Annotated in this window: 13 protein-coding genes; all 13 read left to right on the forward strand. The window is 43.6% G+C overall.

What is annotated here, in order from left to right:
- The first annotated feature begins 100 nt into the window (after positions 1–100).
- The 13 genes from JMF81_RS04690 to JMF81_RS04750 all read left to right on the forward strand — a co-directional run bounded on the left by JMF81_RS04690 (position 101) and on the right by JMF81_RS04750 (position 14,252).
- Complete coding sequence (locus JMF81_RS04690) at positions 101–310, forward strand: hypothetical protein (RefSeq protein WP_201310297.1); 210 nt, start codon at positions 101–103, stop codon at positions 308–310.
- A 259-nt stretch (positions 311–569) separates the two neighbouring features.
- The gene (locus tag JMF81_RS04695) at positions 570–920 is read left to right on the forward strand and encodes a hypothetical protein (protein ID WP_201310298.1); all 351 of its coding nucleotides are present in this window, start codon (positions 570–572) and stop codon (positions 918–920) included.
- A gap of 101 nt (positions 921–1,021) precedes the next feature.
- Positions 1,022–2,158, forward strand: coding sequence for an exonuclease SbcCD subunit D (locus JMF81_RS04700; RefSeq protein WP_201310299.1), 1,137 nt, complete (start codon positions 1,022–1,024; stop codon positions 2,156–2,158).
- Entirely contained in the window at positions 2,155–5,256 is a 3,102-nt protein-coding gene (locus JMF81_RS04705; RefSeq protein WP_201310300.1) for an AAA family ATPase, read from the forward strand. Before JMF81_RS04700 ends, JMF81_RS04705 begins: the two co-directional genes overlap by 4 nt.
- A 105-nt stretch (positions 5,257–5,361) precedes the next feature.
- Positions 5,362–6,183, forward strand: coding sequence for a sulfide/dihydroorotate dehydrogenase-like FAD/NAD-binding protein (locus tag JMF81_RS04710; RefSeq protein WP_201310301.1), 822 nt, complete (start codon positions 5,362–5,364; stop codon positions 6,181–6,183).
- 3 nt (positions 6,184–6,186) lie between these two features.
- The gene (gene gltA, locus JMF81_RS04715) at positions 6,187–7,578 is read left to right on the forward strand and encodes an NADPH-dependent glutamate synthase (RefSeq protein WP_201310302.1); all 1,392 of its coding nucleotides are present in this window, start codon (positions 6,187–6,189) and stop codon (positions 7,576–7,578) included.
- Between the two features lie 10 nt (positions 7,579–7,588).
- Positions 7,589–7,957: a PTS glucitol/sorbitol transporter subunit IIA gene (locus JMF81_RS04720; protein ID WP_201310303.1), complete on the forward strand. Its 369-nt coding sequence runs from the start codon at positions 7,589–7,591 to the stop codon at positions 7,955–7,957.
- Between the two features lie 152 nt (positions 7,958–8,109).
- Positions 8,110–9,561 carry an IMP dehydrogenase gene (guaB, locus tag JMF81_RS04725; protein WP_201310304.1) on the forward strand — a complete coding sequence of 484 codons (1,452 nt, stop codon included), beginning with the start codon at positions 8,110–8,112 and terminating at the stop codon, positions 9,559–9,561.
- Between the two features lie 154 nt (positions 9,562–9,715).
- A complete protein-coding gene (locus tag JMF81_RS04730) occupies positions 9,716–10,441 on the forward strand; it encodes a phosphatase PAP2 family protein (RefSeq protein ID WP_201310305.1) in 726 nt (241 codons plus the stop codon).
- 6 nt (positions 10,442–10,447) lie between these two features.
- Positions 10,448–11,473 (forward strand): lysylphosphatidylglycerol synthase transmembrane domain-containing protein, encoded by a 1,026-nt coding sequence (locus JMF81_RS04735; RefSeq protein WP_201310306.1) that lies wholly within the window; start codon positions 10,448–10,450, stop codon positions 11,471–11,473.
- A gap of 13 nt (positions 11,474–11,486) precedes the next feature.
- Positions 11,487–12,098 carry a CDP-alcohol phosphatidyltransferase family protein gene (locus JMF81_RS04740; RefSeq protein WP_201310307.1) on the forward strand — a complete coding sequence of 204 codons (612 nt, stop codon included), beginning with the start codon at positions 11,487–11,489 and terminating at the stop codon, positions 12,096–12,098.
- 14 nt (positions 12,099–12,112) lie between these two features.
- A complete protein-coding gene (locus JMF81_RS04745) occupies positions 12,113–13,000 on the forward strand; it encodes a phosphatidylserine decarboxylase (RefSeq protein ID WP_201310308.1) in 888 nt (295 codons plus the stop codon).
- A 25-nt stretch (positions 13,001–13,025) separates the two neighbouring features.
- A complete protein-coding gene (locus tag JMF81_RS04750) occupies positions 13,026–14,252 on the forward strand; it encodes a DNA polymerase Y family protein (protein ID WP_201310309.1) in 1,227 nt (408 codons plus the stop codon).
- Positions 14,253–14,284 lie beyond the last annotated feature (32 nt).

Raw genomic sequence — 14,284 nt, forward strand, 5'->3', positions numbered from 1 at the left:
GAACCAGAGGGAGAACGGCGGAAAGCCGTTCTCTTTCTCTGTTTACTCGGCAAAAAAATAATGCTAAAATGAGGACAAGGGAAACAAGGAGGTAGGATTAATGTCAGCAGCAGGCGGGATTGTTGTAATTTTTGGAATTGTAGTACTATGTGGTTTTTGCGGAATGATCGGATTTCTTTTTCTGACCGCCGGATTGGTGGGAGCGGCATTCCGGAAAGATATCATCTTTAAAGTCATGATCGGCGTCAGTGTTTTATTCCTTATGGTGCCGGTTGTTTTCGGTATGCTGACAGCAGGGAAGTTTTTATGAAGATCTTCAGTATGAAAGGCAGATCAATCAGGAAGAAAAGGAGTATAAAGAGGAATATCCGGTCAGCTGGAAATTTGAATACGAATGTGAATATGGAGAGAACCATGAGAAGCTGAAAGAACTGATCGAGGAATATCCGGACGATATCAATCAGGTCAATGGGGATGGATATACGATTTTCGATGAACTGATCGTTTATGACTGCTATGATTCGGAAAACCTTAAGCTTCTGCTGAATGCGGGCGCAAAGCGGTCAGAGATGTCTCTTGAGACCGACGGGGGCACTCTGTTTTTAGTGACGCTGGCCGAGTTTACAGAGGAAAGTGATAAAGAAGATATCAGGGAACAATGCCAGTGCATTCAGATTTTACTGGATCACGGAGAAGATATCAATCAGAGAGAGGCGCTTTTCCAGCATGCAACGCCTTTGATGGCGGCAAGCGGATATTTTGATAAAGAAGATGAATACGATGTAAGAGAAGAAGATCCCTGGACCCCGTCAAAGAAAGTGATACAATATTTACTGGATGCGGGAGCCGATCCGAAGATAAAAGATGATATGGGGAAAACCGCAGAAGATTATTATAAATTCAGAAGTCAGCCAAATTAACAGATATGCCGCGGGCAGAAGAAGAATGCCGGCGGTATTCTTTTTCCCTGCCAAAAGGAAAAATGCGGCGGACGGATAATCAGGAAAAAGGAGTTTAAGCAATGAAGATTTTACATTTGGCAGATCTGCATCTTGGAAAAAGGGTCAATGAGTTTTCCATGCTGGAGGATCAGCGTTATATTTTAAATCAGATACTGGATATTGTGGAAGAGGAAGCCGTGGAAGTCGTCATGATATGCGGAGATGTATATGACAAAGGAATTCCGCCGGTTGATGCCATAGAGCTTCTGGATGATTTTCTCTGGAAACTGGCTGAAAAAGACTGCAGAACGCTTATGATCAGTGGGAATCATGATTCCGGAGACCGGCTTGGATTTGGAAAACATCTGTTTCAGAACTCCAATCTGTTTATTGTATCGCAGTTTAGCGGAGAAATTGAAAAAATCACCATACCATGCGGGAATCTTCCGGTGAATTTTTATATGCTTCCGTTTGTAAAACCAGTCATTGTCAATCAGAGTCTTGGAATACACACGCAGTCTTATCAGGAATGTCTGCGTTATCTGATCGAGCATACAAAGATTGATCCGGAAGAAATGAATCTTCTGATGGCGCACCAGTTCGTTACGGCAGGAAAAGAAAATCCGGAATTATCTGATTCAGAGACCAGCAGTCTGGGAGGAATCGACAATGTAGATTACAGGATCTTTGATCCATTTGATTATGTGGCGCTGGGACATATCCATAAGCCCCAGGCTATGGGAAGGCCTCAGGTCCGTTACAGCGGTTCTATTTTAAAATATTCTTTCTCGGAAATCCGGAAAGAAAAGGAAGTGGTCCTGCTCCATATAGAAGAAAATAAAAAGATGGAAATGTCATTTCGAAAACTGAAACCTCTGCGGGACATGAGAGAAATCAAAGGAACGATCCGGCAGCTGATGGAGGGAGAGATCAGGCTGGGAAATCAGGAAGATTATATGCAGGTGACACTGACAGATGAAGAAGAGATCCTGGACGCAATTGGAAAGGTAAGAACTGTTTTTCCAAATGTGATGAAGATTTGTCTGGAAAACCGCCGTTATGCCAGGCAGCAGCAGATCCGTGCAGAAGAGCAGGACATTCTTCATCAGGATCTGCTGCAGCTGTTTGCGGAGTTTTATAAAATGCAGAATAATATAGAATTGGAAGAGGAAGAAGCAGAAAAGATAAAAACAATATTCGAGGAGGTGAGACAATGAGACCGCTGAAACTTATGCTGTCCGCATTTGGTCCGTTTGCCGGTCAGATTGAAATTGATTTTTCAAAATTTGATCAGGGAATTTTTCTGATTTCCGGAGAAACCGGAGCAGGAAAGACAACGATTTTTGATGGGATTTGTTTTGCTCTGTATGGAGAAGCCAGCGGAGAAAGCCGCCGGACTGATATGATGCGGAGTGATTTTGCCAGGGAATCCACTGCCACAAAAGTGGTTTTTTCTTTCCGGCATAAAGAGAAAAACTATAAGATTGAAAGAAATCCTTCTTATATGCGAAAAAGCAAAAGAGGAAGCGGAATGACCCGGCAGTCAGCCGATGCAGTTTTGTATCAGGAAGGAACAGTTCTGGCTTCTGGCAGCAAGGAGGTTACAAAGAAAACGGAAGAGATTTTGGGGGTCAGCAGAAATCAGTATAAACAGATTGCCATGATTGCCCAGGGGGAATTTCTGAGACTCCTTTATGCTTCAAGCAAGGAAAGAGAAGCAATCTTTCGAAAGATTTTTGGAACCGAAAACTTATTTTATGTTCAGGAAAAACTAAAAGAAAAATATCATGAATACGGACGAAGATACCGTCAGATTGAAGAGACGATTTTTATGCTGGAGGAACAGGCGGCGATCGGACCTGAGGAAGAAGAATATGAAGCCTGTGAAACATATGTAAGAGAACCCTATCATAAAAAGGATTTTATCCGGAATCTGAAAAAATATCTGGATCGAAAACAAAAGATTCTTCAGGAGATTTTAAGTACAGAAGAGAAAATCCACGCTGAACTGGAAAAAGAAAAGACAGCCAGGGAGCAGGCCAGAAACATTCACCAGAAGTTTCTTCAGAAAGAGGAAATAGAAGCAGAATGGAACAGGCTTTTAAAACAAGAGCCGGAAATGAAGAAGCTGGAAGAAAAAGTTCAGACAGCAGAGAAAATCCTTCAGAGACTGGTTCCGATTGAAGAGCAGAGAGACAGAGCGGGCCGGCAGATTTCCAGAAACAGGGAGCGGATCAGGGAACTGACGGAAAAGAAAGAGAAGGCGGAAATTCAGCTGGAAAAAAGGAAAAAAGAAGCAGAAATCTGCCGGGAACAAGAACCGGAACTTGCATTGATCCGCCAAAAGCTTGAGATTCTGAAACAGCAGCAGAATGATTACAAAGAACTGGAAAATTTAAGGAAAGAAACGGAAGAGATCAGAAAAGAACAGGAACAGGCGGAACAAAAAAAGAAAATACTTCAGGAAGAACAGAAAACGGTATCCGGCAGAAGACAGGAAGCGGAAGAATTCCTGGAAAAGCACAAAAAGGTCCATCAGGAATTGAAAGAGAAGAGTGAACTTCAGATCAGACTGGAACAGGAAGTCAGCAGATGGAAGAAGATAAAGGAAAAAGCAGAAAAATGGGACAAACAGGAAGAAGAATATCAGCAGTTTTTGATCCGGTTTGAAAAAATCCGAAAAGAGAGGGATGATCTGAAACAGGAATATGCGGAACTTTCCAGCAGGTATGACGCAAATCTGGCAGGAATTCTGGCGCAGAAACTGGAAGAGGGAATGCCGTGTCCGGTCTGCGGCGCTGTCCATCATCCGGCAAAGGCAGAAATCCTTTTTGAGCAGATTACACAGGAGATGCTGGACGAAAAGGAAAAAGGACTCCAGAAAAAAGAGGAAGAGTATCAGAAGATTTTTGATAAGACGAGAGAAAGAAAGATCAGAAAAGAAGAATTAGAAAAGGAAATCAGGAAAGAAAGCGGATTTTCCATGGAAGCGTATGCTGAAATCGGAGGTATGCTGAAAAAATGGGAAGAAAAATGTTTGGCCAATGAGACAGATGTGGCAGCTTTGACTCTTACGGCGAAACGCCGGGATAAAGAGAATGAAGAAAAAGAAAAAGCGCAGCGCCGGCTGGAAGAAATTCAGAAGCAGAATACAATTCTGACCAGAGAAGCTGGGGAGACAGAGATCAGGCTCCAGGTCCGGAAGACAAAATACAGTCAGATCCGCAGCCGGCTGGAATATCCTTCTTACGAAGAAGCAAAGCAGGAAACAGAAAGACTCAGACGATCAGAAAATCAGATTCAGGAAGCAGTCAGAAAGAGCAGGGAAAGAGAAGAAGAAGCGGCCCGCGCTCAGATCGCAGCGGAAAAAGCCCTGGAGGAAGCGGCTGAAACTCAAAGCAGACAGAAAACAGATTATAAGGAATTGGAAGAGCGTCTGAAAAAAGAGAAAAAGAATCTGAATCTGAAAGAGGAAGATGAAGTGCGCATGACGCGCGGTCAGACAGAGGGATTCAGAAAGCAGCTGGAAGATTACAGGGTTAGTCTTCAGGTAAAAGAAGCACAGAAAAACAGACTGGCAAAAGAACTGTCAGGCAAAAGAAAAGAAGAGATTTCTCTGTATGATGAGCGGATCATCAAAATGGAGGCAGAAGAAAAGAAGACAAAAGAGGAACAAAAAGCTCTGGACCGGGAGATTTCAGTCCATCAGAAATTTTATGATGAAATTTGCGCAAAACTAAAAGAAAGTGCTGTGATGGAGAAGAAATATACCACCTGGAAAAAACTTTCCGATACTGCCAATGGCGAGATCGCAGGAAAAGAAAAAATTACCTTCGAACGGTTTGTTCAATCCGTGTATTTTCGCTATGTCCTTGACGCGGCAAATCAGAGAATGCTTCGAATGAGTGACCAGAGATATCTGCTGATGAGAAAGGAAGAGGCGGATCATAAAAATGTACAGACTGGACTGGATCTGGAAGTGATGGATCAGTGGACGGGAAAGACCAGAAACATTCAATCACTGTCCGGCGGAGAGTCGTTTAAGGCAGCCTTATCTCTGGCATTGGGTCTTAGTGATGTGATACAGAATCAAAAAGGCGGTATCCAGATTGATACGGTCTTCATCGATGAAGGGTTTGGAACCCTTGACAGTGAATCTCTTGCCAAAGCAATGGAAATCATGCAGCATTTGTCGATGGAAGGAAATAAACTGGTAGGGATCATCTCACACGTGGATGAACTGAAAGATCAGATCGATCAGAAAATTCAGGTAACCCGCCGCAAAGATGGAAGCCAGGTAAATGTAATATATTAAGATCGGCAGGAATCCTTTTTTGCATGAAAAAGAAAAAAGTACTTTCATAATAGGTTGTGACAAGGTATAATAAACAAAGATACAATTTAGAAAGAGGTGTAAGTGGTGTATAAAATCGTAAAAAAGACCAAGCTGAACAGCTTAGTTGAGATGATGGAGATTCATGCTCCATACGTAGCGAGAAAATGCGAACCAGGACAGTTTATTATCATAAGAGTAGACGAAGACGGAGAAAGAGTTCCTTTGACGATCGCTGATTATGACAGGGAAAAAGAAACTGTCACGATCATTTACCAGATCTTCGGATATAGTACAGAATTGCTCAGCAAAAAAGAAGAAGGAGATTATGTACAGGATTTCGTTGGACCGTTAGGACAGCCTTCTCCGTTACATAAATGCGACCGCGTGATCGGAGTAGCCGGAGGTGTCGGAGCGGCTCCTCTGTATCCTCAGCTGCGCAAATTATCCAGGATGGGAGTTCCTGTCGATGTGATCATTGGAGGAAAGAGCGCGGAATTCGTTATCCTGAAAGAACTATTCGAAGAATTCTGTGACAATGTTTATATCGCTACCGATGACGGAAGTCTCGGAACCAAAGGATTTGTTACCAATGTTCTGGAAGAAAGAATCAATTCCGGAACAAAATATGATGAAGTGATCGCCATCGGACCGCTTATCATGATGAAGAATGTGGTGAAGATCACAAAAGAATATAATATCCCAACCACCGTATCTCTGAACCCGATCATGATCGATGGAACAGGAATGTGCGGCGGATGCCGTGTCACAGTCGGCGGAGAAACAAAATTCGCCTGCGTTGACGGACCTGATTTTGACGGATTTAAGGTTGATTTTGATGAGTGCATGCAGCGTCAGGGCATGTTCAGAGAAGAAGAGCATCAGTGCAAGATCGGAAGGGGGATGTAAGTCATGGCGAATATGAGTCTTAAGAAAGTGGCAATGCCGGAGCAGGATCCGAACGTCAGAAATAAAAACTTTGATGAGGTTGCCCTTGGATATACAAAAGAGATGGCAATGGAAGAAGCAACCCGCTGTTTAAACTGCAAGAACAAACCTTGTGTCAGCGGATGCCCTGTCAATGTGCCGATTCCGGAATTTATCCAGAAAGTGGCGGCAGGAGATTTTGAAGGCGCGTATGAAGTCATTACAAGTGAGAATGCGCTTCCTGCGATCTGCGGACGTGTCTGTCCTCAGGAGAACCAGTGTGAAGGAAAATGTGTCCGCGGCATTAAAGGCGAGCCGGTGGGAATCGGAAGAATGGAACGTTTTGTCGCAGACTGGCATATGGCCAATGCAAAACCTGCAGAAGTTAAGATTGAGAAGAACGGGAAAAAGGTCGCTGTTGTAGGATGCGGACCGGCAGGTATCACATGCGCCGGAGAACTGATCAAGAAGGGATATGACGTAACAGTCTTTGAAGCTCTTCATAAGCCAGGCGGAGTATTAAGCTATGGAATTCCTGAATTCCGTCTGCCGAAAGATCTTGTGGCAAAAGAGATTGAGACTGTGGAAAAACTCGGTGTGGATATTGAGACAAATGTTATCGTCGGACGTTCTGTGACCATCGATGAACTGATGGAAAATGGATATGAAGCTGTCTTCGTAGGAAGCGGAGCAGGACTTCCAAGATTTCTGAATATTCCTGGCGAGAACCACCTTGGCGTATATTCTGCCAATGAGTTCCTGACCAGAGTGAACCTGATGAAAGGCTACAAATTCCCAGAGTGCCCGACACCGGTTAAAGTCGGAAATAAAGTTGCTGTTGTCGGAGCAGGAAACGTTGCGATGGATGCCGCAAGAACAGCAAAACGTCTTGGAGCAGAAGAAGTATACATTGTGTATCGAAGAAGTGAAGAAGAGGCGCCGGCACGTCTGGAAGAACTGCATCATGCAAAAGAAGAAGGAATTATTTTTAAATTCTTAAATAATCCGGTTGCGATCAAGGCAGATGAAAACGGATGGGTCAGCCAGATGGAAATCGTGAAACAGGAACTGGGAGAACCGGATGAATCCGGAAGAAGATCTCCGCATCCGATCGAAGGATCTAATTATGATCTCGATGTGGATACTGTTATCATTGCCATCGGACAGAGCCCGAATCCGCTGATCCGTAAGACAACACCGGGACTGGAAACTCAGAAATGGGGAGGAATCATTGTCGATGAAGAGACGATGAAGACAAGCAAAGACGGTGTTTATGCCGGCGGAGATACGGTAACAGGAGCTGCCACCGTTATTCTTGCCATGGGAGCAGGAAAGAAATCTGCAGCCGCTATCGATAAACAGTTACAAGGTGAATAGGAGGATTTCCATGAGCAAGGTAATATTTCAAACAGAGGTCATTGATCTGGGAGAACAGGTGGATGCGTTTTTTGAAGAAGGAATGTTTGTGCTGTTCGGAGAGAATGTACCGGATACGTTAAAAGATTTCTGCTATTTCATTAATACAAAAGATGTAGATGGAACAATCAGGCAGGGAGACCGCCTGGTGATCGATGGAAGTGAATTTTTAATTACTGCAGTAGGAGATATTGCCCAGTCCAATCTGGAAGCTTTGGGACATTTAACGGTAGTATTCAGCGGAGCAAAAGAAGCAGGACTTCCGGGAAGCATCTGCGTAGAAGCAAAGCCAATGCCAAAACTGGTAGAGGGAAGCAAAATTTCCATTGTGGAAGGCTGACAAATGAAAGATAACAAAAAAGGGGTTATTGCAGCTGCAATAATTCCTTTTTTTCAAAGGAACAAAAAGAGCATCTTGACACAGAGGAAAAATTTTGTTAGCATGTTTAACAATATAAATTTAGAATAAAATACAAGAAAGTGAGGAAGAAAATGGGTAAGTTAGTTGGTGAAGGAATTACATTTGATGATGTATTGTTGGTACCTGCATATTCAGAAATTATTGCAAATGATGTGGATACAAAAACGCGTCTGACAAATAAAATCCAGCTGAATATTCCGCTGATGAGTGCCAGCATGGATACAGTAACAGAGCATAGGATGGCAATCGCCATGGCACGCCAGGGCGGTATCGGAATCATACATAAAAACATGACGATCGAACAGCAGGCTGAAGAGGTCGATAAAGTAAAGCGTTCCGAGAACGGAGTCATTACTGATCCATTTTCTTTATCACCAGAACATACGATTCAGGATGCAGATGATCTGATGGCAAAATATCGTATTTCCGGTGTGCCGATCACAGAAGGAACGAAACTGGTTGGAATCATTACAAACCGCGACCTGAAATTTGAGACTGATTTTACAAAGAAGATCAAGGAATCCATGACTTCAGAAGGACTGGTAACAGCAAAAGAAGGAATTACGCTGGAAGAAGCAAAACAGATCCTTGGAAAAGCAAGAAAAGAAAAACTGCCGATCGTTGACGATGATTTCAATTTAAAAGGACTGATCACGATCAAGGATATTGAAAAACAGATCAAATATCCAAACGCTGCAAAGGATGAGCAGGGAAGACTTTTATGCGGAGCCGGTGTTGGAATCACAGCGGACGTTCTTGACCGTGTACAGGCTCTGGTAGACGCGCATGTAGACGCAATCGTTGTAGACTCTGCCCACGGACATTCTGCAAACGTTCTCAGAGTTGTAAGAATGGTGAAAGATAAATTCCCGGATCTTCAGGTAATCGCAGGAAACGTTGCTACAGGAGCAGGAACCAAAGCGCTGATCGAAGCAGGCGCTGACTGTGTGAAGATTGGTATCGGACCGGGATCTATCTGTACAACTCGTGTCGTAGCAGGAATCGGTGTGCCTCAGATCACAGCGATCATGAGCGCTTATGAAGAAGCAAAGAAGGCAGGTATTCCGATCATCGCAGACGGCGGAATCAAATATTCCGGAGAGATTACAAAAGCGATCGCGGCAGGAGCCGATGTCTGCATGCTTGGAAGTATGCTGGCAGGATGTGACGAAAGCCCTGGAGCATTTGAATTATATCAGGGAAGAAAATATAAGGTATACCGCGGAATGGGATCTCTTGCGGCTATGGAAAACGGAAGCAAAGATCGTTATTTCCAGACCAACGCGAAGAAACTTGTTCCAGAAGGTGTAGAAGGACGTGTGGCATACAGAGGAACTGTAGAAGATACAATTTTCCAGATGATGGGCGGTCTTCGTTCCGGAATGGGATACTGCGGAGCAAAAGATATCAAGACACTTCAGGAGACAGGATGCTTTGTTAAGATTTCTGCCGCTTCTCTGAAGGAAAGTCATCCTCATGATATCCATATCACGAAAGAGGCTCCAAACTACAGTGTAGAGTAAATCTTACAAAAATATTAAATCTAAAGGCCCTAACTTTACTTTTAAGCAGGGGAAAGTTATAATAAATAAGAATCATGTCAGTAGTATGACATGATTCTTATTCGCATTTAGGGAGAAATTTTCTCAAAAAAGCTTAAGGGAGGGTAAGACTGATATGAATCATAAAGACTATGTTCTAAAGGTAGTGCCAAAATATGCAGTTCTTCCTTTGATTTCTGCTTTTGTTCTTAATATGGCAGTCTACGCAGGGACGATGGCGCTCTGCGGAGGATTCTACCATCATGACTTTACAACGGCGTTCGACCGTGCAGTTCCGCTGATACCGGAATTTACCAGTATCTATCTGATCTGTTACATTTTCTGGGTTGCCAATTACATAATGATCGCAAGGATAGGAAAAGAACATATGTACCGTTTCCTGACAGGGGATTACCTCTCCAGGATCATCTGCGGCCTGTTCTTTGTATTTCTGCCGACCACACTGGTCCGCCCGGAAATCACAGGAAACGGATTCTGGGATCAGGCTCTGAAACTGGTCTATTCAGTGGATCAGTCGGCAAACCTGTTTCCGTCTATTCACTGCCTGGTAAGCTGGTTTTGTTATGTGGGAATCCGGAATCAGAAAGGGATTCCAAAATGGTATCAGAGATTTTCTCTGATCTTTGCGGTTCTTGTCTGTATTTCCACACAGGTTACAAAGCAGCATTACATTATTGATGTATTTGGCGGTATCCTGCTGGCTGAGATATGTTTTCAGCTTGGACAGAGAACAGAGTGGTATCAAATGGTAGAGAAATTTTTTGAAAAGATCCAGCATCTGTTTTCGGCAAAGGGACACAGAAAAACGGGAACTGGAAAATTATCAGAAGCAAAGGATTAGGATGTTATGAAAAGCAGGAAAAGCATGATCGGCAATGCGGTATTTTTTCTGGCTTTATTTGGGCTGACCGCATATGCTGTCCTAAAAGGAAAAGAAATATCTCAGCTGATTCGTGTGATGCATTCCGTACGTCCGGTATACTACGCTGCAGGGTTTATTTTCATTAATCTGTTTGTGTGGTGCGAGTCTTATATTATCTATCGGATGCTTCGGGTTCTCCAGTACCAGCAGGTGCCAAAAAGAAACTGTATCAAGTATTCTTATGTAGGATTCTTTTTCAGCTGTATCACGCCGTCTGCATCAGGCGGCCAGCCGGCGCAGCTGTATTACATGAATCGGGACAAAGTGGATGTGTCAGTAGGGGCGGTCATTTTATTGATTGTAACGATTCTTTACAAGTTTGTTCTTGTGTTTTTGGGAACTTTGATTTTTATATTCCGGCATTCTCTGATCTCAGAGTATATTCAGGGAGCGGCGTTTTTCTTCTATCTTGGAATGGCGCTGAACGTAATCTGTGTAATCGTCATGTTTTTGCTGGTATTTCAGCAGACGCTTGCCAGCAGAATGATAATTGGCCTGGTAAAAGGGCTGGAAAAAATTCATGTTCTGAGGAGAAAGGAAGAGAGGATACGGAAACTGGAGGACTCCATGATGGAGTATCACAAAGCGGCAGCGGTGATACAGGAACATAAAAAACTGATCGCCGGCATGTTTGGGGTAACTCTGGTGCAGAGGCTCATCCATTTTTCCATTACATATCTGATTTACCGGGGGCTGGGACTTTCAGCGCTTGGGATTGTGGATGTTGTAGCTCTTCAGTGTGTGATTTCCATTGCGGTTGATATGCTGCCTCTGCCGGGGGGAATGGGAATCAGTGAAGGTCTGTTTCTAAGCATTTTCCGGAAAATTTTTACCGGCGGACTGCTGTATCCGGCAATGCTTTTAAGCCGTGGAATCAGCTATTATGCGCTGCTTCTGATCAGCGCGGTTATGACCTGTGTAGCTCAAGTAACGATAAAACGGAAGGAATAAAGAGGACTTTGGTATGATAGGATTTTATAATGTATCAGTAATTTTAACGTATTTAGGGGTTGTCAGTGCTGTATGGGGCATGACGGCGGCCTTTCATGGAAACTTTAAGGTAGCGATGTTTTGTCTGATGCTGTCAGGACTGACAGACATGTATGACGGAACCATCGCAAAAAGAGTTAAGAGAAGTGATGATGCGAAGAAGTTTGGAATCGAGATTGATTCTCTGTGCGATCTGGTATGTTTCGGAGCATTTCCGGTAGTGATCGGATTTTCTCTCGGGATGGACCACTGGTATGCCAGGATCGCGTATATGCTTTATATCCTGGGCGCTGTCATACGACTGGCATATTTTAATGTAACAGAAGAACAGCGTCAGGCCTCTACGGCGGCAAGACGGAAACATTATCAGGGACTGCCGGTAACATCGGTGGCATTGATTCTTCCGATTGTTTATCAGATCCGGAGATTTTATCCGGAACAGTTTCCGTATATTTATGTTTTGACGATTTTTATCATAGCTCTTTTGTTTGTGATTGATTTTAAAGTGTTTAAACCAGGGAAAAAATGCATGCTTGGTTTTGTCGTCATTGGAGCAGTTGTTGCCATTAAAATGTTTTGTTTATAATGCAGGAGATTGATATGAAAGATACACAGAGAGTCATAAAGACACCAGAGCAGAAAACGGATGGAGAGGCTGCTCAGGATCGTCTTTTGCATCTGCTGTATTGTACTGCGGCCGGGCGTCTGGGGCTTAAAGTCCTTACGAGACCCTGGATTTCAAAATTAGGGGGAGCTTTTATGAGTTCTCCTTTTTCGGTTGGTATGATCAGCAGGTTCATTCGGGAAAATCAAATTGATATGAGTCAGTATGAGCCGGTATGTTATCGGTCTTATAATGAGTTCTTTACCCGCAGGATCCGGCCCGGCATGCGGCCGCTTCCGGAAGATCCGAATATTTTGTTCAGTCCATGTGACTGCAAGGCCAGTGTTTATCTTCTGGATAAAGAAGGGACTTTTGTCGTGAAAGATACGGAATACACAGCGGCGTCTCTTTTAAGGAGTCAGAAAATCGCAGGACATTTTCGAAACGGATACGCGGTGGTTCTTCGCCTGACAGTAGATGATTATCATCGTTACTGTTATATTGATGACGGGATAAAAAGCGATAACTTTTTTATCCCCGGTATTTATCATACGGTGAATCCCATTGCCAATGATTATGTAAAAATTTATAAAGAAAATGCCAGAGAATTTACCATGATGAAAACGAAACATTTTGGAAATGTTGTCCAGGTGGAAGTAGGGGCGCTGATGGTCGGGCGGATTAAAAATCATCAGGAAGCAGGAAGCATGAAGCGGGGCGGAGAAAAGGGATATTTTGAATTCGGAGGCTCTACGATTGTTTTGCTGCTCCAGCAGGATCGTGTCAGCATAAGAGAAGATCTGATAGAAGAAACAGAAAATCAGCGTGAGATAAAGATTCTTCAGGGGGAAATGCTGGGAAGAGCTGTTTTGGCAGAGAGCTGATATCATCAGGAAAAGGAGAAAATTTATGGATCACAGAGTCATATTCCATATTGATGTAAATTCCGCTTTTTTAAGCTGGGAGGCAGTATACCGTCTGAAACAGTCGCCGGATGCGCAGGATCTGCGGAATATACCGGCAGTCATCGGCGGAGATGAGAGCAGAAGGCATGGGATTGTTCTGGCAGCTTCTCTTCCGGCGAAGAAGTATGGAATCCGTACCGCAGAGACGATCAGAGAAGCCTTGACAAAATGTCCGGAGCTGACCTTATGCCGTCCCAGGTATTCCATGTATCAGGAATATTCCAGGGCATTTGTAGAGGAAGCTCTGAAGTTTTCACCGGTCCTGGAGCAGTACAGCATCGATGAGGTGTTTCTGGATATGACAGAAACCATTCATTCCTATGGCAGTCCTTATGAAGCTGCTGTCCTGCTGAAGGATAGAATCAGAGACCGGCTTGGGTTTACGGTAAATATTGGAGTTGCGCCGAATAAGCTCCTGGCTAAGATGGCATCGGATTTTGAAAAACCTGATAAAGTACATACTCTGTTTCCGGAAGAAATACCGGAGAAAATGTGGCCGCTTCCGGTGAAAGATCTGTTTCTCGTTGGAAAAGCGACACAGAAGAAGCTCAGCCTTCTGGGAATTCGAACCATTGGGGAGCTGGCACAGATGGACCTTAAGATGCTGAAGGCACATGTAGGAAATAAACATGGACAGACTCTGTATCATTATGCCAGAGGAATCGATCTGTCACCGGTAGATTCCGAAGAATCATTGAATAAAGGATATGGCAACAGCATTACGCTGGCGAAAGATATTGATTCTCTGGAAGAAGCAGATCATGTGCTGATTTCCTTATCAGAAATGGTTGCCTCCAGACTGCGGAAAAATCACGTAAGATGTTCCTGTATCTGTGTAGAGATCAAAGGAACGGATTTCAGGAGAAGTACGCATCAGCGAAAGCTGAGAACGCCGACCGATATTACTGACGAGATTTCCAGAACCGCAAGGGAGCTTTACCGGGAAAACTATGCGGACAGACCGGTCCGTCTGATCGGAGTCCGGGCAACTGATATTACCAGGGAAGAATTTGCGCAGCTGGATCTTTTTGAACAGGAAAAAAAGGAAAAGCTCAGGAAACTGGATGCTTCTATTGATAAAATCCGTAAAAAATTCGGAAAGGATTCTATTCAGAGAGCCAGTTTTTTAAAGGGAGACATTGATCATATGACAGGCGGTCACCGGGAATAAATAGGAATGAAATCATTTGTTAATAAAAAATT

The sequence above is a fragment of the Anaerostipes butyraticus genome (assembly GCF_016586355.1).
GTDB lineage: Bacteria > Bacillota > Clostridia > Lachnospirales > Lachnospiraceae > Anaerostipes > Anaerostipes butyraticus.

Coding starts and splice junctions, on each gene's coding strand:
- JMF81_RS04690 (WP_201310297.1), top strand. CDS start 101: ATGTCAGCAGCAGGCGGGATTGTTGTAATTTTTGGAATTGTAGTACTA.
- JMF81_RS04695 (WP_201310298.1), top strand. CDS start 570: ATGTCTCTTGAGACCGACGGGGGCACTCTGTTTTTAGTGACGCTGGCC.
- JMF81_RS04700 (WP_201310299.1), top strand. CDS start 1,022: ATGAAGATTTTACATTTGGCAGATCTGCATCTTGGAAAAAGGGTCAAT.
- JMF81_RS04705 (WP_201310300.1), top strand. CDS start 2,155: ATGAGACCGCTGAAACTTATGCTGTCCGCATTTGGTCCGTTTGCCGGT.
- gltA (WP_201310302.1), top strand. CDS start 6,187: ATGGCGAATATGAGTCTTAAGAAAGTGGCAATGCCGGAGCAGGATCCG.
- JMF81_RS04720 (WP_201310303.1), top strand. CDS start 7,589: ATGAGCAAGGTAATATTTCAAACAGAGGTCATTGATCTGGGAGAACAG.
- guaB (WP_201310304.1), top strand. CDS start 8,110: ATGGGTAAGTTAGTTGGTGAAGGAATTACATTTGATGATGTATTGTTG.
- JMF81_RS04730 (WP_201310305.1), top strand. CDS start 9,716: ATGAATCATAAAGACTATGTTCTAAAGGTAGTGCCAAAATATGCAGTT.
- JMF81_RS04735 (WP_201310306.1), top strand. CDS start 10,448: ATGAAAAGCAGGAAAAGCATGATCGGCAATGCGGTATTTTTTCTGGCT.
- JMF81_RS04740 (WP_201310307.1), top strand. CDS start 11,487: ATGATAGGATTTTATAATGTATCAGTAATTTTAACGTATTTAGGGGTT.
- JMF81_RS04745 (WP_201310308.1), top strand. CDS start 12,113: ATGAAAGATACACAGAGAGTCATAAAGACACCAGAGCAGAAAACGGAT.
- JMF81_RS04750 (WP_201310309.1), top strand. CDS start 13,026: ATGGATCACAGAGTCATATTCCATATTGATGTAAATTCCGCTTTTTTA.